The sequence below is a fragment of the Nitratidesulfovibrio sp. HK-II genome (assembly GCF_003402415.2).
GTDB lineage: Bacteria > Desulfobacterota > Desulfovibrionia > Desulfovibrionales > Desulfovibrionaceae > Cupidesulfovibrio.
Genome location: NZ_AP036014.1, coordinates 1,645,991 through 1,671,621 on the forward strand (window position 1 = coordinate 1,645,991; position 25,631 = coordinate 1,671,621).

Sequence of the window (25,631 nt, forward strand, 5' to 3'; positions counted from 1 at the left end):
TGTGTATGAGCGCGACACCGTTTCCGGACGGGGATTTCGTCATCTGGCAAGGAAGCCCCGTGTTCCGTGAGGGGAGCGTATCTTCGGTACGTGACCCGAGCGGAACACGGTGGCTGACGCCGCCAGAGGGGGAAAGCCCCTCCGGAAACTAGATTGGGCAGGCGCGAGTGGTATCCGGCACCATCCCCGCCAGATCCACCTGCCCGGTGGACTCCAGCACCGCCCGCCAGTAGTCGGACGCCACGTTCAGCCTGCGCCGGGTGCGCGTCACCAGGTCCAGCGGCAGGTGCACGTACCTGTCCATCAGCTTGGACACCACCATGCCGGTGCGGCCCGCCATGGCGGCGTGCACGGCGTGCTGGCCCAGAAAGCCGCAGTAGACCCGGTCGTTGGCGTTGGCGGGCACGGACCGGATGATGTAGCTGGGGTCGATGTACTTCAGGGTGAAGGGCAGGCTGCGTTCCTCGCAGTAGCGCTTGATCTCGGTGCGCAGCAGGGTGGAGATGTCGCCCAGGATGGGGTTGCCCGAGGCGTCGGTTTCGCCGGTGCCTTCCAGCAGGTGCTGGCCCGCGCCCTCGGCCACCACGATCACGGCGTGGGCGCGCGAGCGCAGCCGCTTTTCCAGGGCGGGCAGCAGACCCCCTTCGCCATGCAGGGTAAAGCCCACCTCGGGGATGAGCACGAAGTTCACTTCCTTCAGCGAAAGGGTGGCGTGCGCGGCGATGAAGCCCGACTCGCGCCCCATCAGCTTGACCAAGCCCACGCCGTTCATGGCTCCCAGCGCTTCCACGTGGGCGCACTGGATGGCTTCCGTGGCCTTGTACACGGCGGTTTCGAAGCCGAACGACTGGCTGATGAAGTTGATGTCGTTGTCGATGGTCTTGGGAATGCCGATGACCGAAATGCGCAGGTTGCGCCGCGCGATTTCGGCCACGATGCCCGATGCCGCGCGCATGGTGCCGTCGCCGCCGATCATGAACAGGGCGCTGACGTTCATGCGTTCCAGCGCGTCCACCACGTCTTCGGGGGGCTGCGGCCCGCGCGACGAGGCCAGGATGGTGCCGCCGAACTGGTGGATGTCCGACACCCTGTCCGGGGTCAGTTCCATGAACTCATGCCGGAACTTGGGGATGAACCCTTCCAGCCCGTAGCGGATGCCGATGACGGCGGGCACGTTGTAGGCGTGGTGCGCCTCCATGACGATGGCCCGGATGACGTCGTTGATGCCGGGGCACAGGCCGCCGCAGGTGACGATGGCGCACTTGGTCTTGGAGGAATCGAAATACAGGTGGCTGCGCGGCCCGGCGGGCTCGAACAGCAGGGGCACGGATTCCGAGCCCAGTTCCGCGATGTGCTCGCGGTCCAGGAACAGGGGAATGCCCTGTTCGTCGGCGTAGCTGCCGTAGCAGAGCGGGGTGGGTATCTTGGCCGGTCCCAGGACGGGAATGGCGGTGTCCAGTTGCAGGGAGCCGTTGTCGAAATGCGTCGAGGGCATGGGGTGTCCTCCGAATTGGCCGAATTGGCGGTATGGGCGATGGTGGCGGCGTTGGCCGGGGCTGAAGGCTTGGGGCCGACCCTGTGCCGGATAGGAGGCGAACGTCAGGGGCGGCTGGGCGTGGGACGCCGCGCGGGTGCGGCGTGGGGCCGCCCTGGGCGGCACGCCCCGCATTACGCATATTCTTCACAGGATAGCACGGGGCGCGCCATAAGGCCAGCGCGCGGCCCGTGCCACGAAGGGCGCCCGGCATCTGCGGCGGGTGGTAATCAGCCCGGTTCGGGGGGGCGACCGGTGAAAACGCAGGAGCGGACGGCTTGCGCCGCCCGCTCCGTTCGCATCGTCGGGTCCGGCAGCCCCGCGCGGGCAATGCCCGACGGGGGGGTCGCCGCCCGGAACTACCAGGGGGTGGTGGGGTACTGCATGCCCAACTGGGTATCCAGCATGGCCCGCGAGGTTTCGCGCAGCACGGCCGTGTTGTGGCGGGCGCACTTGTCGCAGCCGATGCCGGGCAGCATGGACACCACGTAACGCACGCTGGTGCCCGCCAACTCCAGCAGGCTGTTGCCCAGCGAGGTGAGCACGCAGTAGTTCTTCCACACGTACAGCATCTCGTCGCGCACGCGGGTGCGCACCACGCCGTCTCCGTTCAGGTCGAAGTCCTCGACTTCGGGGCGCAGGACAAAGGCGTCCTGCGCGCAGGCGCGGGCCTGCGGCACCACGGCCACGTTCCAGTCGAACATCACCGCGCGGCGGATGCGGCGGCACAGGTCGTGCCCGGTGAAGGCGTCGCCATGAAAGCGTTCGTCCAGCGGGCCCAGCTTGCGCAGGGCGGCGGCCTTCACGGCGGCGAAGGCCAGCGAGACGGCCTGCACGCGGGTGGGCTGCTGGAAGTGCTTTTCGCCGTAGGCGGGCCAGTTGAACCAGGTGCGCGGCAAGCGGCCGGGCAGGCCGCTGAGGCGGGCCAGCTTGACGATGAGGCCGGGCAGGCGTGCCGCGCCGCGCAGCACGGCGTCCTTGGGGCCGGTGACCATGCCGCCCGCCACCATGCAGGCGGGGGTGGTGTCCATGTGCTCCGCCAGGCGGCGGGCCGCGCCGGGGCACAGGGTGACGGCCGGGTCCACGAAGATGAACACGTCGCCGGTGGCGCGGGCGATGCCCAGGTTGGCGGCGGCGGCAAAACCCAGGCCCGCCGGGGCGTCCACCAGCACGGCTTCGGGCGCGGCGTCGCGCACGGCCTTGGCGGTGGCGTCGGTGGAGGCGCGGTCCACCACGATGATGTCGGCGGATTCGGCAAGACCCGTCATTTCGGACGCGGCGGCGCGGACCGAGGCAAGACAGTCGCCGATGTACTTCGCCGCGTTGGCGGCGACGATGACGAACGAGAGCTTCATGCGGGGTTCCTTGAGGGCGGTTGTGTGGTGTTGCGGTGCCGTTGTCGGCGAAAGGGGCGCGTCCGTGCGCATCCGTGCGCATCAGTGCGCGTCCGGGCAGGGCCCGGCGGCACCGTGGGTCGGGCGCTGGCCAGCGGCTGTTTCCGGATGGGGGTTTTCGAGAAGCAGCCCCTAGCGGGCCAGGCCCAGTTCTGCGGCCGCCGGGGTCATGGCGTCGATGGCGATGGTCAGGAACTCGCCGAGTTCAAGGCCGATGGCCTCGCACTCGCGAATCCGCTCGCGGCTGACGCTGGCGGCGAACGCCTTGTCCTTCATCTTCTTCTTCAGGCTGGAGGCCTGCATGCCCTCCATGCCCGTGGGGCGCACCAGCGCGGCGGCGCTGACGAGGCCGGTGACGCTTTCGCCGCAGCGCAGGGCGCGGTCAAGCAGGGTGGCTGGCTCGCGCCCGGTGCATTCGCTGTTGTGGGCCACGATGGCGTTCACTGCCTCGGGCGGCAGCCTGTCGCCGATGAGGTCCACGGCCACCAGGCCGTGCCGGTCGGGAGCGTCCTTGGTGAGCGGGTAGTCGATGTCGTGCAGCAACCCGGCCATGCCCCACAGTTCGGCGTCCTGCCCCAGGCGCGCGGCCAAGCCGCGCATGACGGCCTCCGAGGCAAGGGCATGCTGGACGAGGTGGGGTTCCGGATCGTGCGAACGCAACAGGTCGAGAGCTTCGGCGCGGGGGAGCATGTGGGCCTCCGGTGTGCGGTCTTCGTGAAACGGGTCACATGGGCTTCGGACCTTGTACGGCACGAGCACGGGCATTGACAACCGGGTCGGACGCCTTCCGTCCGGCGCGCGGTGCCGCCGCCGGGGCCGCGCGGGGCGTGGCTTTATTGACACGTGCCCCATAAAAGCGGAAAAGAGGAGGTTATTTCGCCAAGGAAGGCGGGGATGGCCCGACACGCGGCCATGCGGCGGTTTTCGCACGCATCCCCCTTCCGCCGGAATGTTTCCGGACGGGCGTCAACCGGCTGCGACCGGCGAGCATGATGGAACGAATACTCGGCATAAAGTTCCGTGAATACGGACAGATATACTATTTTATTTCCGGTGGTCAGCCCGTTGTCGAAGGCGACAGGGTGATTGTGGAAACCGACCAGGGCCAGGGCATCGGCGAGGTGGTGGCGTTGCGCGACGACCTGCCCGAAGACGCGGGCGAAGCCGAAGGCGACCTTCGGCCCATTCTGCGCGTGGCCGTTGGCGAGGACCTGGAGCAGGCGGCGGAAAACGAGAAACTGGGCGACGAGGCCCGCGCCTTCTGCAACGAGTGCATCCGGGGGCGCGACCTGGAGATGAAGCTGGTGGACGTGGAGGTGTTCTTCGACCGCAGCAAGATCATCTTCTATTTCACCGCGCCCACCCGCATAGATTTCCGCGAACTGGTCAAGGACCTGGTCAAGAACTACCGCACCCGCATCGAACTGCGCCAGATAGGCGTGCGCCACGAAACGCAGATGATCGGCGCGGTGGGCAACTGCGGCATGGTCTGCTGCTGCCGCCGCTTTCTGCGCAAGTTCGCCCCGGTCACCATCAAGATGGCCAAGGAGCAGAACCTGTTCCTGAACCCGGCCAAGATTTCGGGCATCTGCGGACGCCTGCTGTGCTGCCTGAGCTACGAGCAGGAAAACTACGAGGAATTTCACCGGCGCTGCCCGCGCCTGGGCAAAAAGTACCTGACCTCGCGCGGCGCGGTGAAGGTGCTGCGCGCCAACATGTTCCGAAGCAGCCTGGCCCTGCTGACCGAGACCAACGAAGAGGTCGAGGTCACGCTGGAGGAATGGCAGCAGATGGAGCCGCGCCGTCCCGACCAGGGCGGCGGGTTTGGCGGCGGTGGCGGCGGTGGCCGCCCCGAAGGTCCGGAGGGCCATGGCCCGCGCGACGGCCGTGACGGGCGCGACGGGCGCAGGCCGGAACGGGGGGACCGCCCAGAGCGAACAGACCGTACAGACCGGCCAGACAGGCAGGGCCGGAGCGGCAACGGCGAGCGTGGTGACAGGCCCGACAGGCCCGACCGATTGGACAGGCGCGATGCCCGCGTCCCGCAGGAAGGCCAGCCCCCCTTGCGGGAAATCGTGCCGTCCGGCGCGGCGTCCGCTCCGGCGGGCAGCATCGCCCAGGCCGCATTCGCCGCCACCTTCGACACGTTCATGACCGGCGACCCGGCGCCGCTGGCCGAAGAGGCAAGCTCTCCGCAGGCTGCGGCGGGCGGGGTCGGCATTGCGCCGGAAATTTCCGGAACGGCCGGGGCAGACATCACCGTGGCACCCGTCCAGGGCGGCTCGGACACGGCCCCGCAGGGTGCAGCGCCTTCCTCGCCTTCCGCGCCCATGGGAGCTGCGGGCGGAGACGCGCCGCAGGCCCCCGCGGCGGAGGCTCCGGCTGGTACGGCAACCATGGCACCCCAGGCAACCCCGGCGGTTTCTTCCGGGACAGCCCCGGCCAGTGGCGCTCCTGCCGGTGGCGCACCGGCGGCCATCGCCATGCCGCGCGCGCGCGGCCCGCTGAAAAACACCGATCCCTCCACCCTGCGCTCCAGCAGGGGGCGGCGCAAGCGCAAGCGGCGTCCCTCCGGCCACCGTGACGGCGGACAGGGCGAAGGCGGACAGGGCGGCGGTGGCGGAATGAACGACTAGCGCCCGCCAGGCCCCGCAAGGGCGCCAAGGCGCTGCGATTACACAGGCGACAGCTTCCGCCCCCGGCACGCGCCGGGGGCGGCCATCATATCGGAACGGCGGCGCGGCGGGTCCGCACCGCCCGCATCGCCCCAATCGGGGGGAGACCCACGTGGACCGCTTCTACATCACCACACCCATTTACTACGTCAATGCCAAGCCGCACCTCGGCCACGCCTACACCACCATAGTGGCCGATTCGCTGCGCCGCTTCCACCGCCTGCTGGGCAAGGACACCTACTTCCTCACCGGCACCGACGAGCACGGCGACAAGATCGTGCAGGCCGCCGAAAAGGCCGGGTGTTCGCCGCAGGAATTCGTGGACGGCGTGAGCACGCAGTTTCGCGACCTGTGGCCGCACCTGGGCGTGGAGTACGACCAGTTCATCCGCACCACCGACGCGGAGCACAAGAAGTGCGTGCAGGATGTGCTGCAGAAGGTCTACGACAGCGGCGACATCTACTTCGGTGAGTACGGCGGTCACTACTGCTACGGGTGCGAACGCTTCTACACCGAGAAGGAACTGGAAAACGGGCTGTGCCCCCAGCACCAGGTGAAGCCGGAATACATCAGCGAGAAGAACTACTTCTTCCGCATGTCCAAGTACCAGGGCTGGCTGCGCCAGTACATTCTGGACAACCCCGACTTCATCCGGCCCGAACGCTACCGCAGCGAAGTGCTGGGCATTCTGGACAGCGGCGCGCTGGAAGACCTGTGTATCTCGCGGCCCAAGTCCCGTCTGACCTGGGGCATCGAACTGCCGTTCGACAAGGACTACGTGTGCTACGTGTGGTTCGACGCGCTGATCAACTACATCTCCGCGCTGGACTGGCCCGGCGGCGAGAAGTTCGGCCGTTTCTGGCCCGGCGTGCAGCACCTGGTGGCCAAGGACATCCTGAAGCCGCACGCGGTGTTCTGGCCCACCATGCTGAAGGCGGCGGGGCTTGAGCCCTACAACAATCTGAACGTGCACGGATACTGGCTGGTGCGCGACACCAAGATGTCAAAATCGCTGGGCAACGTGGTGGACCCGCTGTCCATGATCGACAAGTACGGCCTGAGCGCCTTCCGCTACTTTTTGCTGCGCGAGATGCATTTCGGCAGCGACGCCAGCTTTTCCGAAGACGCGCTGGTGGCCCGCCTGAATGCGGACCTGGCCAACGACCTTGGCAACCTGTTCAGCCGCGTGCTGTCCATGACCGCCAAGTACTTTGGCGGCGTGGTGCCCCCGCAGGGACCGCTGACCGAGGAAGACGAGGCCATCCGCACACTGGCGGAAGAGGCCCAGCGCAACTACGTGCGGTTGTTCGAACGGGTGCGTTTTTCCAACGCGCTGGAATCGCTGTGGGAGCTGGTGCGCGCCCTGAACCGCTACGTGGACCATGCCGCGCCGTGGACCCTGTTCAAGCAGGGCGACACCGAGCGCCTGGGCACCGTCATGTATGTGATGCTGGAATGCATGCGCAAGGTTGCCGTGCACCTGTGGCCGGTGATGCCCGAGGCGTCCGCCGTCCTGCTGGGCCAGTTGGGCCAGACGCTGGACCCGGCCACGGTTGACCTGGCCGGAGAGGCCGACCGCTGGGGCGGGCTGCCCGCCGGTACCGCCGTTGCCGCCTCGTCCAACCTGTTCCCCCGCGTGGAACTGGAAAAGACCGAAGAGGCCAAGCCCGCCAAGGCGGAAGGCAAGAAGAAGGACAAGGGCGCAGCCCCCGCGCAGGCCGCTGCGTCTGGCCCGACGCCTGTTGCGCCCGTTGCTGGAGACACGCCCCCGACCATCGAGTTTGCCGATTTCCAGAAGCTGGACATCCGCTTCGGCACGGTAGTGGTGGTGGAGCGCCACCCTAACGCCGACAAGCTGCTGCGCGTGGAAGTGGACCTTGGCGAAGCGGCCCCGCGCCAGATCGTGGCCGGGCTTGCCGAGTACTTCGAGCCCGACTTCCTGTTGGGGCGTCAGGTGGCCGTGGTGGCCAACCTTGCCCCGCGCAAGCTGCGCGGCCTGGAATCGCAAGGGATGATCCTTGCGGTGCGCACCGAAAGCGGCATGCAGCTAGTGGCCGCGTCCGGCCCCGTGGCTAACGGGGCCAAGGTGTCGTAACGGGGCCGTAGCCGCCACCGTCCGGAAGTTTGAAACGCAAACCGCCCGCCGAAATGCATCGGCGGGCGGTTTTGCGTTGCGCGAAGGCGTATGCAACGCGCCGGGCGGATGGCCGGACGCGGAAAAATTCGGGGTGTTGCTGCCAGGCTATTCGCCCTTGCGGACGGCGCTGCCGTTGTCGTCGCCGTCCCCCGGCTCTTCCTCGGGGACTTCCAGGGTGTCGTCCACCCGGTAGCGGCGGTACAGCAGGTAGCCCAGCAGGCTGGACACCACGAACAGCAGCGCGCTGGCGGTGGTGCGCAGTTCCGGGGACACGCGCACGCCGCTGCCCAGCAGGGCGAAAATGAAGGTCTGCGGCACGTATCCGGCGGCCGACCCAGCGAAAAAGGGCAGCGCGGGGATGGCGCTGACCCCGGCCAGCAGGTTGGTCAGCATGTTGTTGCCCACCGGCAGGCAGCGGATGATGAACGACATGGCGAACGGGTCGCGCCCGAGAAAGGCGTTGATCTTGGCCACCCTGCGGCTGAAGCGCCGCGCCACGAACGACTGCCCGCCAAGGCGCGCGTAATAGAAGGTGACCACGCAGCCAAGGGCGGTGGCCAGCGTGCCCCACACCGTGCCCAGCGCCGCGCCGAAGGCGTAGCCGCCCAGAAAGCTGACCACCTGCCGGGGCATGCCCACGGCGGTGAGCAGGCAGCCCACGCCAAGGTACAGGGCCAGCCCGGAGACGCCATGGTCGCGGATGTTGGCGTCCACCCAGGCTGTGTCCAGGGCGTCGTGCAGGCCGGAAAGGCGCAGCAGCGCGATGGCGGCCGCAAGGCCGAGAAAGACGAACGCGCCCTTGAGCACGCGTTTGAGCAGTCGGGCGGGGGGATTGGTCATGCGGGCTATGGCAGCGGCCGGGTGAAGGTGGATGAGCTGCCGCCGGAACGGCGCGGGATGTCTTCGCCACACCACCCGAACAGGGTGAGCGGCATGCGCCGCATGTGGGCAGTAGCGGCAACGGGCCGCAACGTCAAGAAGATGCGGCCGCGCGGGCGGCGTGCCCGGCTGCGGGCGCTGGAACACGCCGGATCAGCGCAGGCGCGGCCATAGCAGCGGCAGCACCAGCGCCTGCCCGGCAAGCAGCAGCATGTCGCGCTCCAGCAGGGCAAAGACGGCCACGAGGCCGCAGCCGGTCAGCAACAGCCCGCGCAAGATGCGCAAAGCGCTGGCGGCCGTAACGGATGGGGAACCGTCGGCCGGTCCGGGGTCGGGCGCGGCAGAGCTTTCAGGCTGGCGGATGCGAAGGGGTGATGGTGTGGCGCAAGTCCGCGCAGTTGCCCGGCGCATGAGCGCCAACGCGGCCAGTTGCGCCAGCAGGCCAATGGTCAGGATGGCCCAGCGGGCGGGCCAGAGCATCCATTCCAGCGTGTCCATTACCGCAATCCCTTGGAAAGATGAGGGGCGGTCCGGCCAGAAACATGGCGGCGGCGCACCCCGCCCTTGCATCAGTTGCGGTCGGCGATATCGTAATTGATGTAGCGGCGTTTCATCCATGCCACGGCCAGCAGGTCGAAGGCGGCGGTCTTGGCGCGGCTGAAGGCCCCGTACTTGGAAACGCCGTGCAGGCGCGGGCGGTGGTTCACCTTCAGCTCGGAAACGGTGGCTCCCTGCATCTTCATGAGCGTGGGCAGAAAGCGGTGCATGCCGGTGAACATGGGAATGCGCCGGGCCATGGCGGTGCGCAGCACCTTCAGCGAGCAGCCGGTGTCCTTCACCGTCTCGCCGGTCAGGCGGTTGCGGATGGCGTTGGCCCATTTGGAGGCGATGCGCTTGGCAAAGGTGTCCTTGCGCTTGGCGCGCCAGCCGATGACCATGTCGTACCCGCGCTCGTATTCGACGAGCATGGCGGGGATGTCGGCGGGGTCGTTCTGCAGGTCGGCGTCCATGGTCACGATGACCTCGTGGCGCGCGGCCTGGAACCCGGCGGCGAATGCGGCGGATTGACCGCAGTTCTTGCGGAACGACAGATAGCGCACCTGGGGGTGTTCTGCCGCCAGGGCCTTGATGACTTCCAGGCTGCGGTCCTTGCTGCCGTCGTCCACGAACAGCACTTCCCACTCCTTGCCAAGGTTGGCGACGGAGCGGCGGATTTCCTCGAACAGGGCGGGCAGGTTGTCCTGTTCGTTGTACACGGGCAGCACGACGGAGAGTGAGGTGATGTTCTGCATGGCCCGCACTACATAAGGAATTTGCCCGGTGATGTAAATGTGCTGTTGACAGCCCGACCACCCCCGCGTATACACACCTTCTTCGCTGGGGAGGCAGTCCCCACATCGTGTCGCGGGGTGGAGCAGCTCGGTAGCTCGTCGGGCTCATAACCCGAAGGTCGTCGGTTCAAATCCGGCCCCCGCAACCAGAATATCGAAACCCACAGGTTTGCGCCTGTGGGTTTTTTGTTTTTCAGCCAAAGCACGGGTGGGCATCGTGCCGTTTTCTTACTGGTTTTCTTTGTTGAGAAAACCATTTTCGGGACAAGGTTCAGCCTCTTCCTACCCGTCCTTCCCCATCCTTTCCAGCAGCCGCGCCATGGCCAGTTCCCGGCCCATGTCCTGCAACAGCCCATCGACGTGCTCGAAGCTGAAGCGTGAACCCAGGTACAGGTGCATGTACCCGGCGGGCACGCCGCACAGCGGGGCCATGCCCTCGGCCAGTGCGCGTGTGCGCTGCTGGGCGCGCCCGCTCCAGGGCCAGTCGGAATCGGCCAGAAAGCCGATGGCGTGTTCCGCCCGCACGTCCTCTGCCCGCATGGTCAGGCCGGTCAGGCCGATGTCCAGATAATGGTTGACCACGGCCAGCGGCTTCACCCCTTCGGCCAGGCTCACGTCGTCCAGCCCGTGCATGGCGGCGGTGGCCAGGATGATCTCTTCGTCCGCTCCGCGCGCGGCCAGTTCGCGCAGCACCCATGAGTGGTGGTCCTCGTTGCGGGCGATGAATGAGTCTTCGGACTTGTGCAGGGTGTAGTCCGCGTCGAAGGCGTACACGAAGCGCTTCAGGCAGTCGTGCAGCAGGATGGCGGCGTAGAGCAGGCCGCGGTCCAGCGGCAGGCCGCGCGCCTCGTGCGCGTCGCCCAGGGCGCGGGCGTTGCGCAGGTCTTGCAGCACGTGCAGGGCCAGCCCCCCGATGTGCCCGTGGTGCGCGCCGGAGCCTGGCGAGGCGGCAAAGCTCCACGCCGGGTGCCGGGGATGGGCATAGGGCGTCAGGGGCTCTTCCAGTTCCATGAATTCTTCCACCAGGCCGCGCCACACCGGGGTGGTCACGGCGGGCACGAATTCGCGGCGGATGGCGGCCAGGGCCGGTTCACCCTGATGGCGGGCCAGGCGGGCCAGTTCGTGCGGCGGAATGATGTCGAGTTGCGGCATGGCTGTTTCCCGGTGGGCTGTTTCCCGATCCCCTGCTTTCCGGCCCTACTTGATGCCCGCCCGCATGAACGACTGCACGAACTGGCGCTGGAACAGCAGAAACCCGACCAGCAGCGGGCCCGAGGTCATCAGGGTGGCGGCGGTGATGATGGACCAGTCCACACCCTGCTCGGTGGACGAGAACACCTGCAAGCCCACGGTGAGCGGGCGCGAGTTGGTGGTGTTGGTGACGATGAGCGGCCACAGGAAGTTGTTCCAGTGGTAGCTGACGGAAACCAGCGCGTAGGCCAGGTACACCGGCTTGCCCAGCGGCACGTAGACCTTCCAGAGAATCTGCAGGGTGCTGGCCCCTTCCACGGCGGCGGCCTCGTCCAGTTCCTTCGGTATGCTCTTGAAGGTCTGGCGCAGCAGAAAGATGCCGAAGGCAGAGGCCATGTACGGCAGGCCGATGGCCAGGGTGGAATCCAGCACGCCGATGGCGCCCATGGTGCGGTAGTTTTCCACCACCAGCACGTCGGGCATGATCATCAGTTGCATGAGAACCAGCGCGAACAGCACGCCCTTGCCAGGGAAGTCGTACTTGGCGAAGGCATAGGCCCCCAGCGTGCACAGCACCAGCTGCGCGGCCAGCACCATGGTCACCAGCAGCACGGTGTTGACCAGGTAGCGGGCAAACGGGGCCGCGTGCCAGGCCGACACGAAATTCTCCAGCGTCAGCGGGGCCGTGAGCGTGAACCGGGTGGAAAATTCCGAGGGGTGGAAGGCCGTCCACACGGCGTACAGCAACGGCAGGGCCCACAGCAGGGCCAGGGTCCACGCCGCGGCGGTGTCCAGCAGGCGGGCCAGGCCCCGGCTGTCGTAGATGTTGGTCTGGCTCATCTGTAATGCACCTTGCGCTCGAGAAAGCCGAATTGGCCGATGGAGGCCAGGGCCAGAAAGCCCAGCAGCACCATGGTAAGCGCCGCGCCGTAGCCGGTATCCCAGTATTTGAAGCTGACTTCGTAGATGTAGTAGAGCAACAGGGAACTTGCGTTGTTGGGCCCCCCCTGCGTGAGCACGAACAGGTGATCCACCATGCGGAAGGCGTTGATGGTGGCGTTCACCAGCACGAACAGGGTGGTGGGCATCAGCAACGGTATGACCACCTTGCGGTAGTAGTAGAAACGCGATGCCCCCTCCAGCATGGCCGCCTCACCCAACGAAGGCGGTATCTGCTGCAACGCCGCAAGATAGAAGATCATGAAGAAGCCAGCATCCTTCCATACCGCTACGGCGATGACGCACGGCAGGGCCGTGGCTTCGCTGCCCAGCCAGTTCACTCCGGTGAGACCCAGCGCCCCGCGAATCTGCTCCAGCAGGCCGTATTCCGGCGTGTAGAAGAACAGCCAGATGTTGGCCACCGCGATCATGGGCAGCACGGTTGGCACGAAGTAGCACAGCCGCAGCGCCGACTGCCCGGCCAGCCCGGCGTTGACCAGAAAGGCCATGGTCATGGCCAGGCTGATGGACAGCGGAATGGTGCCGCAGGCGAAGAGCAGGTTGTTCACCAGCGCCTTGTGGAACACCTCGTCCTCCAGCAGGTACTGGTAGTGCTCCAGCCCCACGAACTGCGCGGGCGCGCCGCCCCTGCCATCCAGGAAGAAACTGTGGATGAAGGTATTCACCGCCGGGTAGTGGGTGAACGCCGCGATGAAGGCCATGGCGGGCAGCAGCAGGAGCCAGGCGTGGATGTTGCGCATGGCGGCGGGGCTGCGGACGGCTGGTGGCACGGATGAACCTCCGGATCAGGCTGTGCACGGCGTGCGGTGAACGGCCGATGCCGTGCGCTGCCAATGTAGTGCTGGTATCCCCCTGCCGGGGCGGAGCGCGCGGCCCCGCCCCGGCAGGGGTGTTCGGTCAATCATTCGGACAGGCAGTCAGTCAGCGGGAGTGCGCCCTACTTGCCGTAGCGGCGCAGGATGCGTTCCGCTTCCTTCTGGGCGTCCTTCAGGGCCTCGGCGGGCTTCTTGGAGCCGGTCACGGCGGCTTGGATGGCGTCGTCCAGGGCCTTGGTCACGCGCTGGTTGTCGTGGGTGGACAGTTCCGGCACGGCGTGGGCCAGTTGGTCGCGGGCCACGGCCGCCACGGGGAACTTGGCCACGTAGTCCTTCATGGCCGGGGTTTCCCAGGCGTCGGGGCGCACGGCCACGTAGCCGGTGTCTATGCCCCACTGGGCGGCGCGGTCCGCGCTGGTCATCCACTGCACGAAGGCGACGGCCGCCTTGCGCTCGGCGGGGCTGGCCTTCTTGAAGATGTAGAAGTTGCCGCCGCCCGTGGGCGAGCCGGGGCGGGCGCTGGCGGGCAGCATGCCCACGCCGAAGGGGAACTGTGCGTTGTTGCGCACGTTGGTCAGGTTGCCGGTGGTGGTCCACATGATGGCGGTCTTGCGCTCGAAGAAGTCGCGCGGGGTGGTGGCCCAGTCGATGGTGCCCTTGGGCGAGACCTCGTGCTTGTGGGCCAGATCCACCAGGAATTGCAGCGCCTCGACGGCCTTGGGGGCGTCGAAGAAGGTCTTGGTGCCTTCGGCGTTCATCAGTTCCACGCCGTTCTGGATGGCCAGGGCCTGGAACATCCAGTAGGCGTACCCGGTGGAGGGAATGGCCACGCCCCACTGGGTGACCTTGCCGGAAGCGTCACGCACGGTAAGCTTCTTGCCCATTTCCACCAGCTCGTTCCAGTTGGCGGGGCCCTTTTCGGGGTCCAGCCCGGCGGCCTTGAAGGCTTCCTTGTTCCAGTACATCACGATGGTGGAGCGCTGGAAGGGAATGCCCCAGGTCTTGCCGCCGGTCTGGCTGTTGCGCATGAAGCCCGGGAAGAACGCCTTGGTGAAGCCCATTTCCTCGGGCTTCAGGATGTCGTCATAGGCCACCACCGCATCTTCGTCGATGAGGGTGTACATGTCGGTGGACAGCAGCACGGCCACGTGCGGCGGCTCGCCCCCGCGCAGGGCGGTAAGGGCCTTGGTCAGGGTTTCGCGGTAGATGCCCGCGTACACCGGCGTGACCTGGATGTCCGGGTGTTCCTTCATGAACTGCTCGGTCATGCCTTCCACGATCTTGGTGATGGGCCCGCCCACGGAAACGGGGAAGTAGAAGGTGAGGTTCACCTTTTCCGCCAGCGCGGAGCCCGCCAGCAACGTCAGCGACAGCAGGGCCGCCGCCATCACGGTGCACGCTTTTCTGAAACCGGTCATGTGTGATGCCTCCTGCGATGTTGCGTTGAATATGGTCGTAAGCCGCCGGAATCACCCATACGGGGCGAATGTGTCCGTTGTGTCGCGGGGGGGTGTCAACGGCAGGTGCCGCGCCGCTCTCCGGTTGCCGCGTCGAAGACGTGAATGTGCTCGTCCGGGCAGTGCAGGTATATTTCCGCCCCCACGGCGATGGGCGACACGCCGTCCACCACCACGGAAAGCTCTTCGCCGCCCACGCGGCAGCCCAGTACCGAACTGGAGCCCAGATATTCCACGCTTTCCACCACGGCACGCCAGCCTTCGGGCGCGATGCGCACGTGCTCCGGCCGGATGCCCAGGATGTGGTTTGCGCTGTCCACCACGCTCACCGTGCCGGAGCGGCTGCCCGCCACGCAGACGCTGCCGCGCGCGTCGTCCAGCCGCACCAGGTTCATGGGCGGCGTGCCGATGAAGCTGCCAGCGAATGTGGTGGCGGGGCGGGAGTACAGTTCCGACGGGGTGGCGTTCTGCACGATGCGCCCGCCCTGCATCAGGATGATGCGGTCGGCCATGCTCATGGCCTCGGTCTGGTCGTGGGTGACGTAGACCATGGTCATGCCCAGGGTCTGCTGCAAGGCGCGGATCTCGCGCCGCATCTCGTGGCGCAGCTTGGCGTCGAGGTTGGAGAGCGGCTCGTCCATCAGGCACACGGCGGCCTCGGCCACCAGGGCGCGGCCCAGGGCCACGCGCTGCTGCTGCCCGCCGGAAAGTTCGCCCGGCTTGCGCAGCAACAGGCCGCCCAGGCCCAGGATGTCCACGGCGCGGGTGAGGCGCTTTTCGCGCTCGGCCTCGGGCACCTTGCGCACGGTGAGCCCGAACAGGATGTTGTCGCGCACGGTCAGGTGCGGGAACAGCGCGTAAGACTGGAAGACCATGGCCAACTGGCGCTGGGCCGGGGGCAGGTTGGTGACGTCGCGCTCGCCGATGGTGATGCGCCCGGACGTTACGGATTCCAGTCCCGCGATGAGCCGCAGGGTGGTGGACTTGCCGCAGCCCGAAGGCCCCAGCAGCACCAGCATGGTGCCCTGTTCCACCTCGAAGGACACGTCGTCCACGGCGCGGACGTCGCCCCAGTGCCTGCTGACGTTCAGAAGTTGAATGGCGGACAATGCGACCCCCTGTCGCTTGGGTTGGGCGGGTGTGGCGTGAACTGGTATGGCGGGTGTCGAAATAGATGAAGTGTTACACAGAATTACATCAGTGCCCGTGAGAGGGCACTGCTATGGGCAGGGTATGTTGCTCATATTTGCAGTTTCACGTCAACATTCCGAAGTTGTATGGTTAATCAGTCATGCAACCCGATATGGTGGCGTTCGCGTGGCAAATTGGTGCCGACGGATGTGGGTGGACGGAGCCGCACCGTCACTTGACACGGCAGCCCCCGCTGGTGGCGGGGGCTGCCGTGTAAGGAGGGCGGAAGGAATGCAAGGGGGGCGGGTGCGGGATGGCCCGCCGGGGACGTGGAGATTGTGGTGTGCGGCGCGCTGTGGTTATCCCGCGCTCCACGGGTGTGGAGCCAGAGGGGAGTACCCGGCCTGCCGCGCCAGCAGTTCCAGCGGCAGCATGGCCAGCGCCGCAATGGTCGCATCGGGCAGGTTGATGCATTCCGTGGCATCCAGACACAGGATGTACCGTTTGCAGTCGTCGCAGGTATCGGCCCGTTCGAAGGGGCGTTCCCGCGTTGCCAGCAGGCCCAGCCGTTCCGGTTCCTCGTTGCCGCAGCCGGGGCAGGATACCCGTTTGTAGCGCCATTCAGTGGCGCAGGCGGCGCAGTGCAGGAAACGCACGCCGCCGTGCCCGGTGATGAATTCACTGTCGTCCCGTTCGCGTTGCAGGCGCGAAACGTTGGGTGCTCCTCCGCATGTCGGGCACACAGGTCGTGCCCAGGGCATGGCGCGCAGGACGGGCGCAAGGTCGCGGGCTTGGCGTTCGATGAACGGGCGCACGGCCTCGCTCGCCACGAAGGATGCCACCTCGGCGGAGACGCCGGAGGGCAGGGTGATGGCGCGTCCTTCGGCGAGGGCGGACAGCGCAGAGGCGTTGATATCGCCGACGGCAAGAGCCCGCCGCAGGGCTGCCAGTTCCGGCGCAAGGGCGGGGAACGCCTCTTCCATTACCGGCAACAATTGTTCGAGGGCGGCGGGCAGGTGTTCCGTCACATCCTGAAAGCCGATGCCTGACAGCAGGGGGATGCCCTTGACGGATGCGTCCGGCGTCGGGGTCGGCAAGGGGCCGACCCAGCCGGGGGCAGCATCGCGCAGCGTGGCCCGGGCCTCCAGCAGGGGGACGAAGGCGTCCAGCAGCGGGCGCAGGGGGGGCACCTCGCGCACAAGGCGTGCGGCGTCCTGATGCAGGCGGGTGGGGGCATCCGGCATGGGGCCGTGGGGTGCGGCAGGCGTTTTTTCGTCAGGCACGGGCGTGGCGGTTATCGTTGCAGCAGGTGTTTCGGGCGTGGCGGCGTGCATGCATGGCTCCCTTGCGAATGCGGTGCGAATGGCCCGTGCGGCAGCCCGCAGTGGGCCGCCGCACGGGGGATGTCATGGTCAGCTGTTGGCGGTGTCGGCTAGCCCCCGCAGCGGGGCGGCCAGCCGGGCCACGAACTGCTTGCGGGTCATCTGGCGGGGTGCGGCATCGGCCACGGCGTGGGTGTGGTACTTCTTGGGGTCGTCGGCCACCAGGAAGATCACCGAGACGTCCTTCACGTTCAGCAGTTGCGCCGCCGGGAAGGTCTTCTTCACCGCAGCCAGCCGTTCTTCGGCCAGTTGCAGCATGGCCGCGCGATCACCGAAGTTCATGGCCCCCATGGCGCAGCTTTTCACGCACATGGGCAGCATGTTGGCGCGCACGCGGTCAATGCACATGTCACACTTGACGATGCGCCCGGTGGCCGGGTCCTTGCGGGGGATGTCGTACGGGCAGGCCCCCCGGATGTCGTCGAAGTTCTCCTTGGCCGTCAGTTCGGTGTAGATGACCGCCCCGGTATCCGCGTCCTGGATGATGGCCTCCGGGTTGGAGGCCACCAGCATGCACGGCGCGTCCACGCAGTGCCTGCACTGGTCCGGGAAGAAGTACCATTGCACGGCCCCGTTCACCATGTGCTCGCTGAAACGCACCAGCTTGTAGTTGTAGGGATTCAGGTCCGGCGGGTTCTGGTGGGTGCCGGTCTGTTTGGTGGGTACCGGGGGCAGGTTCTTCCATTCCTTGCAGGCCACCTGACAACCCCGGCAGGCCGTACACCGCGTGGTATCTATCAGAAACGCCTTGGGCATTTCGGTTCTCCTTGGCTTTTGCGCCGTCAACGTCCGGCCGTCTCGGGGCGGTTGTCCCACCCAGCGACGGCGGATGCGGCTACAGTTCGGTCACCTTGGCGGCCTTGCGCAGGTTGACGAGGCTGGCCTTGTATTCGGGAATGGTGGTGTTGGGGTCGCCCACCGAAGGGGTGAGGCGGTTCACCGAATCCCCGCACTTGGGCTTGGTCCACCCGAAGCAGAAGGGCATGCCCACGAGGTGCACGGTCTTGCCCTCCACCTTGAAGGGCCGGATGCGGATGGTGACCATGGCCACCGCCTGCACCACGCCGCGAATGCTTTCCACATCCACAACGTCGCCGTTCTTGATGCCCTTTTCCTTGGCCAGTTCGTGGCTCATCTCGATGTACTGCTGCGGTTCGGCCTCCAGCAGGGGCGGCGCGTTGCGCGTCTCGGAGCCGGAGCACCAGTGCTCGGTCAGGCTGTAGGTGGTCAGCACGATGGGGTACTTGGGGTCGCCGTTGGCGGCCAGCCTGTCCATGTCGCTGGTGGCCACCTTCATGCAGGGGTTGCTCATCTGCTTCGAGAAGGGGTTGACCTTCAGCGGCGTTTCGGCGGGTTCGTAATGCTCGGGGAAGGGACCGTCCTCGCGGCCCGGCCCGTACAGCTGCGAGCGGCCTTCGGTGGTCATGATGAAGGGATAGGTGCCCTTTTCCATGGCCATGGGCGGGGCGGCCCCGTCGGGCACGTCGCCCAGCCACTTGCCGTCCTGCCATTCGATGACCACGCGGTCGGGGTTGTACGGCTTGCCCTGCGGGTTCACCGAGGCGCGGTTGTACAGCACCCGCCGGTTCATGGGCCATGCCCAAGCAAAACCGGGATACATGCCGATCCTGGCCTGCATGGGGGTCTGGGTCAGGTCGCGCCGCTTGGCCAGGTTGCCTTCGTCGGTATAGCCGCCGCAGTACACCCAGCACAGGCTGACGGTGGAACCGTCGTCGCGCAGGTTGGCGAAGCCGGGCACCTGCTGGCCCTTCTTGTATTCCTTGTCGCCGATCTTCACGTCGCGGGTGAACCAGCCGTTGCACTTGCGGGCCACGGCGTCGGCGTCGAAGGTTTCCGGGTAGTCCATGTGCAGCAGGGCTTCCGGCAGCGCGCCGCCCTCCTTGGCGTACAGAGCGCGCACCCGGCTCATGATGGCCGTGCACATTTCGCCCATGTTGCGACTGTTGCCGTAAGGTTCCACGGCCTTGTAGTGCCACATGTGCCAGCGGCCGCTGTTGGAGATGGTGCCTTCCTTCTCGGCGCGGTAGGCCGAGGGCAGCAGGAACATCTCGGTCTTCACCTTCTTCGGGTCCACGCCGGGCCTGCGCCAGTTGTCGGTGGTCTCGTTGTGGAACACGTCGGCCATGACCAGCCAGTCCAGGTTGTCCAGCGCTTTTCGCACCTTGTGGATGTTGGGGAAGCTTTGGGCCGGGTTGTGCCCGAAGATGAACCCGCCCTTGATGGAGCCCTTGTACATGCGGTCGAAGATGAACAGGTGCGAGCAGTCCATGCCCGCGTCCAGCTTGGGCAGCAACTGGTAGCCGAATTCGTTTTCCGGCGTGGCGTTGTCGCCATACCAGCCCTTCAGCAGGCTGACCACGTACTTGGGCCGGTTGCCCCACCAGTTGACGCTTTTCGGGTCCTTGCTGACCGGGGTGCTGGCCTTCAGGTAGTCGGCCAGGGTGGGATAGTTGGCCGTGAACATGTTGTGGTAGCCGGGCAGGTAGCCGTAGAGCAGGGCGTGGTCCGTGGTGCCCTGCACGTTGGGTTCGCCGCGCAGGGCGTTGATGCCGCCCCCGGCGATGCCGATGTTGCCCAGCAGCAGCTGCACCATGGCCGAAAGGCGGATGTTCTGCACCCCCACGGTGTGTTGCGTCCAGCCCAGCGCATAGATGACGGTGCCCGCCTTGTCCGGGCGGCCCGTGGCGGTGAAGGCCTCGTACACCCGCTTGATGTCCGCCTGCGAAACGCCGGTCACGGACGAGACGCGCTCCATGGTGTAGCGGTCGTAGTGCTTCTTCAGCAGGTTCAGCACGCAGCGGGGGTGGGCTAGGGTGGGGTCGCGCCTGGGCAGGCCCGCCTCGTCTTTTTCAAAGGCCCAGGCGGCCTTGTCGTACTTGCGGGCCTTGGGGTCGAAGCCGGAGAACAACCCGTCGGTGAAGGAATACTTTTCGCCCACGATGAACGCGGCGTTGGTGTACTCCATCATGTACTCCTCGAAATACTTCTTGTTTTCGAGGATGTACTTCACCATGCCGCCCAGGAAGGCGATGTCCGTGCCCGAACGGATCGGCACGTGGAAGTCGCTGCGGGCCGAGGTGCGCGAAAACTTGGGGTCCACGTGCATGACCACCGCGCCCTTTTCCTTGGCCTTGATCACCCACTTGAAGGTCATGGGATGGTGTTCGGCGCAGTTGCTGCCCATGATCAGCACGGCATCGGCATTCTGGATGTCGTTGTAGTGGTTGGTCATGGCGCCGCGCCCGAACGATTCGGCCAGCGCGGGCACGGTGGAGCTGTGGCACACCCGGGCCTGATGGTCGAAGTGCACGATGCCGAGGCCGCGAATCATCTGGTGCAGCACGGCGGCTTCCTCGTTGGAAACCTGCGAGGACCCGAGGTGGAAGACGGACTCCAGCCGGTTCACCACCTGCCCGGCGTCGTTTTTGAGCCGGAAGTCCTTGTCGCGCTGGTCCTTCACCTTGCGGGCGATGCGGTCGAGCATCCATTCCCAGTCCTTTTCCTCCCACTTGTCGCTGCCGGGGGCGCGGTACAGGGGCCTGGACAGGCGGTTCTCGTTCACATGCAGCGAACGCAGGGCCGCGCCCTTGGCGCACAGCCCGCCGCCGCTGACGGGGTAGTCCGGGTCGCCTTCAACGTTGATGATCTTGCCGTCCTTGACGTGGACCAGCGTGTTGCATCCGCAGGAACAGAAGGGACAGATGGAGATGTACTCCTTGGCCCCCTCGATTTTCATTCCAGCGGCATAGGCCGAAACCGGCCCCAGATCGATCCCGAACCGGCCAAGCGCAAGCCCTGCGACTCCGGCGCTGGTCAGTTTCAGGAATCCTCGACGTGACAGTCCCATGGCAGCCTCCTTGATGTGGATGCGCGCCCGATGCGCCCGATGCGATTCGTGCAATTGGTGCGATCGATACGCGCGATGCGCCCCCGTGGGACATGCCGCTCGGCATGGTCTTGCATCGGGCTGGCCGTCGCGCGACGCTGCGCGCTGCGCAACGCTCGCGTCTGCCGCGTCTTCAGCGTTGGGGTGCGGCAGGCCGTTTCGTGCGTTTCGGGCAATCCCGTTTGGGGGTGGTGGAGCCATTGGTATGCCGCACAATGCGCTGGCGTCAATATTTAAATTCAGAATTTTCAAATAGTTATATGTATTTTTTGCAATACATATCCGCAGGGATGGTCTTTTGGAATGGCACGTGTCAAAGGCTATTGATGCAAAAAATGACACGACCCGGAATGGTCCGGGTCGTGCGGCCTGGCTATCAGGGCCGTGGCGTGGGGTTCCCGTACCGGGAACCGGAAGACGGTTCAGGTCGTGAGCGCGGGCGGTGGCAGGGTGCAGGCCAGGCAGGGGGCAAGCCCTTCGCCAAGCACGGCAAAGGGCGATACCGGCCAGGGGAACAGGCCATCGGCCCGTTCCAGGGCGAAGCGCTCCACCTCTTCGAACCACTGGCGGAACGAGGCGCGCAACGCCTCGCCGTGTGGGGTCAGGCGGCATCCGTCGCGCTTGTGCCCTGCTGCTTCCACCAGGGCAACGCCGAGGGCGCGTTCCGTCGCGCGCAGCTTGCACCACGCGGCGCGGTACGACATGCCCATGGCCTGTGCCGCCTTGCGGAGCGAGCCATGCCGTTCGATCATGTCCAGCAGGTGTACCCGGCCCAGGCCGAAGACCATGGAATCGTCGTTTTCCAGCCACAGGTGCAGCCGGACCGTGGCATTTCGGGACATGCGTCTACCTCCTTTGCCCGCGCGCGGGCGAGCCGCTGCGCCCCGGCCTTGCCGTCCGGAAGGTGGCGTCCGGGAAAACCGGGGCAGGATGATGCCGCAATCCTACGGTGGCGCGGGGCAGGCTTCAAACGGCAGGCAGGGGGCAACGCAACGGTCTGGCAGTATGGCACGGCAGGCACGCGGCACAAGGGGGCTGCATGGCCGGGAGACTGCCGGGCCATGCGGCACTGGGCCTAGCGGGGCGTGTGAGGGGCGGGGGCGAGGTGTGCGGGCGTTCTCAGGAAGCGGAATGGCCCGTTTCATCACGAATGATGACAAAGGCGTGGCATCCGGTGCATAGACAAGGCCGATACGGCCACCTGGGCGATTTCATGCCATGGACGCGCCGCAACGGGGCAGGAAGCAAGCAAGTGGATATACTTGCCTTCAATGACTTGGTTTCTTCGGAAACCAGAGCACGCCGCTACATTTTGGGATTCTGCTGGAAAAACCATCAGCGATTCTGTCCCAAATGCCGCGAACGCAAGCTGTACCCCGTGGACGGCGGCGACAGGCGGCGCTGCGCCCGCTGCGGGTACACCTTTCACGATTTCAGCCGCCGCTTCCTGAACGGATGTGCGTTCGACGCCCGGCGCTGGCTGTGGTTCCTGAAGCTGTTCGAGTTGGGCGTGGCCCCGGCGGACATGGCGGCACAACTGGGCGTTGCCTATGCCACGGTGCTGAAGGCGCAGGACATTGCCCGCAGGGCGGTGCTGGCGCAGGCGCTGGACGCCCCGGCGTTGTACCGGGCGGGGATATGGCCTGGCCCCGGCGCGCCCCGCCCCAAGGAGAGCGCGGCGGATTCCCCGGTGTTCGGCATCATCGACCTGAACGGCATGGTGGTGTGCGACGTGTTGTCGGAGATCACGCCCAATACCCTGCTGTCGTTCAAGCTCAATTTCGGCCTGCGCACGGCGGCGCTGGGGCGCGTGGTGTATACAGCGCCGTATCGGCAGTACCGAGCCCTGCTCTGTTGCGGGGAATCGTTGTGGCCCAGCCGTCTGGTGCGGCACGACGACAGAAAGCTGGCCGCCGAGGCTGCGGGGTTCTGGGGTTTTGCCCGGCAGCGGCTGGCGCGGCTGCGCGGCGTGACCCCGGCCCAGTTTCCCCTGCATCTCAAGGAGCTGGAATTGCGCTACAACCAGCGCGAGGGAGGCCTGTTCGAGTTGCTGGTACGGGCCGTGTGCGGCTTTGTGCCAGATGGCTGACGCCCGGCAGCGCATGCGCCCATCGGTGATGGGCCGTCGCTCCGTTTGGCCGCCACGGCCAGCCCGCGCTCCTATTCCGTGGTCACCGGCTGTCCGTCCACCCATGTGCCCAGCACGGCAATGTCCGCGACGGCGGCCACGTCCGCCGGGGTATCCGGCACATCCAGCGGGTCGTGGCCCAGCAGCACCAGGTCGGCCAGCATGCCGGGGGCCAGGCGGCCCTTGTCCCACTCCTCGAAGGCGGAGAACGCGGCCTCGACGGTGAACATGCGCAGGGCCTCGGCCATGGTGGCCGCCTGTTCGGGGAAGGGATGGTTGACAGCGGCGGCCATGCCGCGCAGCGGGGCGTAGTTGGTCACCGGGCTGTCGGAGCCGCCGCACACCCGCACCCCGGCGTCCAGGATGGCGCGGTAGGGGTGCAGGCGGCGCACCCGGTGCGGGCCGAACAGCGAGGTGCAGTGGGCCAGCCGGTGCCCGGCGATGAACGATTCCACGAACGCGGGCTGCATGGAGGCCACCACCCCGGCGGCGGCCATGCGGTCTATCTGGTCCCACGTGGGCAGTTCGAAATGCTCGATGCGGTGGCGGCAGTCGATGCGCGGCTCCAGCCGCTGGGCGCGCTCGATGGCGCGCAGCACCTGGTCGATGGCCCGTTCCGACTCGCAGTGCACGGCCACCTGCAACCCGCGCGCGTGGGCCTGCAGCACGAAGTCGTCCATTTCCTGCTGGGTGTACAGCAGGGTGCCGTCGTTGTCCGGCTCGTCGCTGTAGGGCTCGAACAGCGCGGCGGTGCGCGCGTCCAGTTCGCCGTCGGCGCAGATGCACCCGCCCACGCGCGGCAGGGCCAGTTGCTCCACCTCGGCAAGGTCCATGCTCTGGTTCCAGCACACCACGCGCAGCGGCAGGCGCGCCGCATTGTCCAGCAGCACCGGCGAGCAGCCGGGGGTCAGTTCACCCCCTTCCATGGAATGCGCGGTGGTGATGCCCACCCGCAGCGCCGAGCGGGCGGCCACCAGGGCGGCGGCGTCCAGGTGGCTGCGCTCCATGGAGCGCAGCATGGCCGGGAAGACCCAGGTGAGAATGCCGGGGTCGCGCACCAGCCCCGTGAACGGGGCGTTGCCGCGCCCGCCCTCGGTGTCCGCGCCGGGCAGCCCGCGCGGCACGGCCAGTTGCTTAAGCGCCAGCGAATTCATGATGCAGCGGTGGCAGGTGGCGTGCATCAGCAGCACGGCCCGGCCGGGAGCGGCGGCGTCCAGTTCCTGCCGCGTGGGCATGCGCCGCTCGGCCAGGTCCAGTTCCTCCAGCCGGAACCCGCGCACGAAGCCGCCGGGGGGCAGGGCGCGCGCGGCGTCGGCCACCATGTCCAGCACGTCGCCCAGGGTTTCGGCCACGGAAAGGTCCATGCCCAGGTCCATGATGCCGGTGAGCAGCAGGTGCGAATGGCAGTCGATGAAGCCGGGCAGCACCGTCGCCCCGCCAAGGTCGGTGCGGATGAACCCCCGGTCGGCGAAGGGGGCCAGTTCCGCCGCGCGGCCGACGGCCACGATGCGCCCCCCCTCCACGGCCATGGCGTCCGGCAGGTCGGCCCCGTGCAGGCTGGCGGGGGGCAGCGGGTCGCGGAACCGGGCGTTGACGAGCAGGCGTGCTTCCGCGTGGGTGCGCCCGCCATCCGGCGGGGTTGCGTCGGCCATTGTTATGCCTCCCCGCCGCAGTTGCAGCCATCGCCGCACCCGCATCCACCATGTTCGTCCTCTTCGCCGGGCATGCCGTCCAGCCCGTCGAAGGTCAGCAGCGGGTGGTACAGGTCGGGCCTGCGGTCGCGGAACAGGCCCCACCCGGCGCGCTGCACTCGGATGGCCTCGAAGTCGAAGGCCGCCGTCAGCACGCCTTCTTCGGCGCGTCCGGCCTGCCGGACCAGTTCGCCCTGCGGCCCGGCGATGAACGACGAGCCATAGAAGGTCATGGAAAAGCCCTGTCCGAACTCCTCGCCCACCCGGTTGGACGCCACCAGCGGCATCATGTTGGCGGCGGCGTGCCCCTGCATGGTGCGCATCCAGTGGCCGGACGAATCGCACGACGGGTCGGCGGGCTCGGTGCCGATGGCCGTGGGGTAGAGCAGCACGTCGGCCCCCAGCAACGCCATGGACCGGGCGCACTCCGGAAACCACTGGTCCCAGCATACGCCCGCGCCCACCGTGCCGTAACGGGTGCGCCAGACGCGAAACCCGGTGTCTCCGGGGGTGAAGTAGTATTTCTCTTCGTAGCCCGGCCCCTGCGGAATGTGCGACTTGCGGTACAGCCCCAGCACCTTGCCGTCGGCGTCGATCATGGCCAGCGAGTTGTAGTAGGCCTGGTTGGAGCGCTCGAAGAAGCTCACCGGAATGACCACGCCAAGCTCGGCGGCCAGGGCCGACATGTGGCGCACGGCCGGGCTTTCGTCCAGCGTGCGGGCCAGCGCGAAATGCCGGGGCAGTTCGTCCTTGCAGAAGTACGGGCCGGAGAACAGTTCCTGCGGCAGCACGATATGCGCGCCAAGGGCGGCGGCCTCGCGCACCAGTTCGCAGGCGCGGTCGATGTTGCGGGATTCGTTGTCGGTGCAGGCCATCTGGGTGGCGGCGACGATGACTTCGGCCATGCGATCCTCCGGCGGTGTCGGGCGCGGTGTGTGGTGTGTGGCGGTGTGTCCCGGCGGGAAGGTGAATCCGCACCCACTCGCGTGGGGAAGGGCGGGCGTGCCGGACGTGACGGC

The 25,631-nt window shown here is 66.9% G+C and carries 20 protein-coding genes and 1 tRNA gene; 4 read left to right on the forward strand and 17 right to left on the reverse strand.

Translation table 11 applies throughout. The features are described from left to right. Nucleotides 1-148: 148 nt before the first annotated feature. The 3 genes from RVX_RS06625 to RVX_RS06635 form a co-directional block, all read right to left on the reverse strand. Nucleotides 149-1,495 carry an ATP-dependent 6-phosphofructokinase gene (locus RVX_RS06625; RefSeq protein ID WP_116305229.1) on the reverse strand — a complete coding sequence of 449 codons (1,347 nt, stop codon included), beginning with the start codon at nt 1,493-1,495 and terminating at the stop codon, nt 149-151. Between the two features lie 398 nt (nt 1,496-1,893). Further along, entirely contained in the window at nt 1,894-2,889 is a 996-nt protein-coding gene (locus RVX_RS06630; RefSeq protein WP_116305230.1) for a glycosyltransferase family 2 protein, read from the reverse strand. 171 nt (nt 2,890-3,060) lie between these two features. After that, a complete protein-coding gene (locus RVX_RS06635; RefSeq protein ID WP_116305231.1) occupies nt 3,061-3,618 on the reverse strand; it encodes an HD domain-containing protein in 558 nt (185 codons plus the stop codon). A gap of 302 nt (nt 3,619-3,920) precedes the next feature. Between RVX_RS06635 and ricT the strand changes: the two genes are divergently transcribed. Both ricT and metG read left to right on the forward strand, forming a co-directional pair. Then, nucleotides 3,921-5,564 carry a PSP1 domain-containing protein gene (gene ricT, locus RVX_RS06640; protein ID WP_116305232.1) on the forward strand — a complete coding sequence of 548 codons (1,644 nt, stop codon included), beginning with the start codon at nt 3,921-3,923 and terminating at the stop codon, nt 5,562-5,564. 151 nt (nt 5,565-5,715) lie between these two features. Beyond that, entirely contained in the window at nt 5,716-7,698 is a 1,983-nt protein-coding gene (gene metG, locus RVX_RS06645) for a methionine--tRNA ligase (RefSeq protein ID WP_116305233.1), read from the forward strand. Between the two features lie 147 nt (nt 7,699-7,845). Here metG and RVX_RS06650 read toward each other — a convergent pair whose 3' ends face one another. The 3 genes from RVX_RS06650 to RVX_RS06660 all read right to left on the reverse strand — a co-directional run bounded on the left by RVX_RS06650 (nt 7,846) and on the right by RVX_RS06660 (nt 9,911). Then, complete coding sequence (locus tag RVX_RS06650; protein ID WP_116305234.1) at nt 7,846-8,580, reverse strand: TVP38/TMEM64 family protein; 735 nt, start codon at nt 8,578-8,580, stop codon at nt 7,846-7,848. A gap of 192 nt (nt 8,581-8,772) precedes the next feature. Then, on the reverse strand, nt 8,773-9,117 hold the full coding sequence (locus RVX_RS06655; protein WP_116305235.1) for a hypothetical protein: 345 nt from the start codon (nt 9,115-9,117) through the stop codon (nt 8,773-8,775). A 71-nt stretch (nt 9,118-9,188) separates the two neighbouring features. Further along, a complete protein-coding gene (locus RVX_RS06660) occupies nt 9,189-9,911 on the reverse strand; it encodes a glycosyltransferase family 2 protein (RefSeq protein WP_116305236.1) in 723 nt (240 codons plus the stop codon). Nucleotides 9,912-10,022: 111 nt separating this feature from the next. On the opposite strand from RVX_RS06660, the gene RVX_RS06665 reads away from it, so the two are divergent. Further along, a tRNA-Met gene (locus tag RVX_RS06665) sits at nt 10,023-10,099 on the forward strand. 133 nt (nt 10,100-10,232) lie between these two features. Here the strand turns inward: RVX_RS06665 and RVX_RS06670 are convergent. The 9 genes from RVX_RS06670 to RVX_RS06710 all read right to left on the reverse strand — a co-directional run bounded on the left by RVX_RS06670 (nt 10,233) and on the right by RVX_RS06710 (nt 21,635). Next, entirely contained in the window at nt 10,233-11,102 is an 870-nt protein-coding gene (locus RVX_RS06670; protein ID WP_116305237.1) for a hypothetical protein, read from the reverse strand. Nucleotides 11,103-11,147: 45 nt separating this feature from the next. Beyond that, a complete protein-coding gene (locus RVX_RS06675; protein ID WP_007522509.1) occupies nt 11,148-11,981 on the reverse strand; it encodes a carbohydrate ABC transporter permease in 834 nt (277 codons plus the stop codon). Continuing rightward, on the reverse strand, nt 11,978-12,841 hold the full coding sequence (locus tag RVX_RS06680; RefSeq protein ID WP_007522508.1) for a carbohydrate ABC transporter permease: 864 nt from the start codon (nt 12,839-12,841) through the stop codon (nt 11,978-11,980). Before RVX_RS06680 ends, RVX_RS06675 begins: the two co-directional genes overlap by 4 nt. Nucleotides 12,842-13,038: 197 nt before the next feature. Then, nucleotides 13,039-14,334, reverse strand: a complete 1,296-nt coding sequence (locus RVX_RS06685; RefSeq protein ID WP_116305238.1) for an ABC transporter substrate-binding protein — start codon at nt 14,332-14,334, stop codon at nt 13,039-13,041. Between the two features lie 95 nt (nt 14,335-14,429). Beyond that, entirely contained in the window at nt 14,430-15,482 is a 1,053-nt protein-coding gene (locus RVX_RS06690; RefSeq protein ID WP_007522506.1) for an ABC transporter ATP-binding protein, read from the reverse strand. 381 nt (nt 15,483-15,863) lie between these two features. Further along, nucleotides 15,864-16,838: a formate dehydrogenase accessory protein FdhE gene (locus RVX_RS06695; protein ID WP_116305239.1), complete on the reverse strand. Its 975-nt coding sequence runs from the start codon at nt 16,836-16,838 to the stop codon at nt 15,864-15,866. 78 nt (nt 16,839-16,916) lie between these two features. Beyond that, nucleotides 16,917-17,642: a 4Fe-4S dicluster domain-containing protein gene (locus tag RVX_RS06700; RefSeq protein WP_116305240.1), complete on the reverse strand. Its 726-nt coding sequence runs from the start codon at nt 17,640-17,642 to the stop codon at nt 16,917-16,919. 79 nt (nt 17,643-17,721) lie between these two features. Next, complete coding sequence (fdnG, locus tag RVX_RS06705; protein ID WP_116305241.1) at nt 17,722-20,754, reverse strand: formate dehydrogenase-N subunit alpha; 3,033 nt, start codon at nt 20,752-20,754, stop codon at nt 17,722-17,724. A 461-nt stretch (nt 20,755-21,215) separates the two neighbouring features. After that, a complete protein-coding gene (locus tag RVX_RS06710; RefSeq protein ID WP_116305242.1) occupies nt 21,216-21,635 on the reverse strand; it encodes a winged helix-turn-helix domain-containing protein in 420 nt (139 codons plus the stop codon). Nucleotides 21,636-22,045: 410 nt separating this feature from the next. Between RVX_RS06710 and RVX_RS06715 the strand changes: the two genes are divergently transcribed. Continuing rightward, nucleotides 22,046-22,882 (forward strand): transposase, encoded by an 837-nt coding sequence (locus RVX_RS06715; RefSeq protein WP_172596536.1) that lies wholly within the window; start codon nt 22,046-22,048, stop codon nt 22,880-22,882. 71 nt (nt 22,883-22,953) lie between these two features. Here RVX_RS06715 and RVX_RS06720 read toward each other — a convergent pair whose 3' ends face one another. Further along, complete coding sequence (locus RVX_RS06720) at nt 22,954-24,573, reverse strand: amidohydrolase (protein ID WP_116305244.1); 1,620 nt, start codon at nt 24,571-24,573, stop codon at nt 22,954-22,956. Nucleotides 24,574-24,575: 2 nt separating this feature from the next. Beyond that, nucleotides 24,576-25,517: an N-carbamoylputrescine amidase gene (gene aguB / locus RVX_RS06725; protein ID WP_116305245.1), complete on the reverse strand. Its 942-nt coding sequence runs from the start codon at nt 25,515-25,517 to the stop codon at nt 24,576-24,578. Nucleotides 25,518-25,631: the final 114 nt, after the last annotated feature.

What these genes read in the sequence shown, in the direction of transcription:
- RVX_RS06625 (WP_116305229.1), bottom strand. Translation starts at nt 1,495, where the DNA reads ATGCCCTCGACGCATTTCGACAACGGCTCCCTGCAACTGGACACCGCC.
- RVX_RS06630 (WP_116305230.1), bottom strand. Translation starts at nt 2,889, where the DNA reads ATGAAGCTCTCGTTCGTCATCGTCGCCGCCAACGCGGCGAAGTACATC.
- RVX_RS06635 (WP_116305231.1), bottom strand. Translation starts at nt 3,618, where the DNA reads ATGCTCCCCCGCGCCGAAGCTCTCGACCTGTTGCGTTCGCACGATCCG.
- ricT (WP_116305232.1), top strand. Translation starts at nt 3,921, where the DNA reads ATGGAACGAATACTCGGCATAAAGTTCCGTGAATACGGACAGATATAC.
- RVX_RS06650 (WP_116305234.1), bottom strand. Translation starts at nt 8,580, where the DNA reads ATGACCAATCCCCCCGCCCGACTGCTCAAACGCGTGCTCAAGGGCGCG.
- RVX_RS06655 (WP_116305235.1), bottom strand. Translation starts at nt 9,117, where the DNA reads ATGGACACGCTGGAATGGATGCTCTGGCCCGCCCGCTGGGCCATCCTG.
- RVX_RS06660 (WP_116305236.1), bottom strand. Translation starts at nt 9,911, where the DNA reads ATGCAGAACATCACCTCACTCTCCGTCGTGCTGCCCGTGTACAACGAA.
- RVX_RS06670 (WP_116305237.1), bottom strand. Translation starts at nt 11,102, where the DNA reads ATGCCGCAACTCGACATCATTCCGCCGCACGAACTGGCCCGCCTGGCC.
- RVX_RS06675 (WP_007522509.1), bottom strand. Translation starts at nt 11,981, where the DNA reads ATGAGCCAGACCAACATCTACGACAGCCGGGGCCTGGCCCGCCTGCTG.
- RVX_RS06680 (WP_007522508.1), bottom strand. Translation starts at nt 12,841, where the DNA reads ATGCGCAACATCCACGCCTGGCTCCTGCTGCTGCCCGCCATGGCCTTC.
- RVX_RS06685 (WP_116305238.1), bottom strand. Translation starts at nt 14,334, where the DNA reads ATGACCGGTTTCAGAAAAGCGTGCACCGTGATGGCGGCGGCCCTGCTG.
- RVX_RS06695 (WP_116305239.1), bottom strand. Translation starts at nt 16,838, where the DNA reads ATGCACGCCGCCACGCCCGAAACACCTGCTGCAACGATAACCGCCACG.
- RVX_RS06700 (WP_116305240.1), bottom strand. Translation starts at nt 17,642, where the DNA reads ATGCCCAAGGCGTTTCTGATAGATACCACGCGGTGTACGGCCTGCCGG.
- fdnG (WP_116305241.1), bottom strand. Translation starts at nt 20,754, where the DNA reads ATGGGACTGTCACGTCGAGGATTCCTGAAACTGACCAGCGCCGGAGTC.
- RVX_RS06710 (WP_116305242.1), bottom strand. Translation starts at nt 21,635, where the DNA reads ATGTCCCGAAATGCCACGGTCCGGCTGCACCTGTGGCTGGAAAACGAC.
- RVX_RS06720 (WP_116305244.1), bottom strand. Translation starts at nt 24,573, where the DNA reads ATGGCCGACGCAACCCCGCCGGATGGCGGGCGCACCCACGCGGAAGCA.
- aguB (WP_116305245.1), bottom strand. Translation starts at nt 25,517, where the DNA reads ATGGCCGAAGTCATCGTCGCCGCCACCCAGATGGCCTGCACCGACAAC.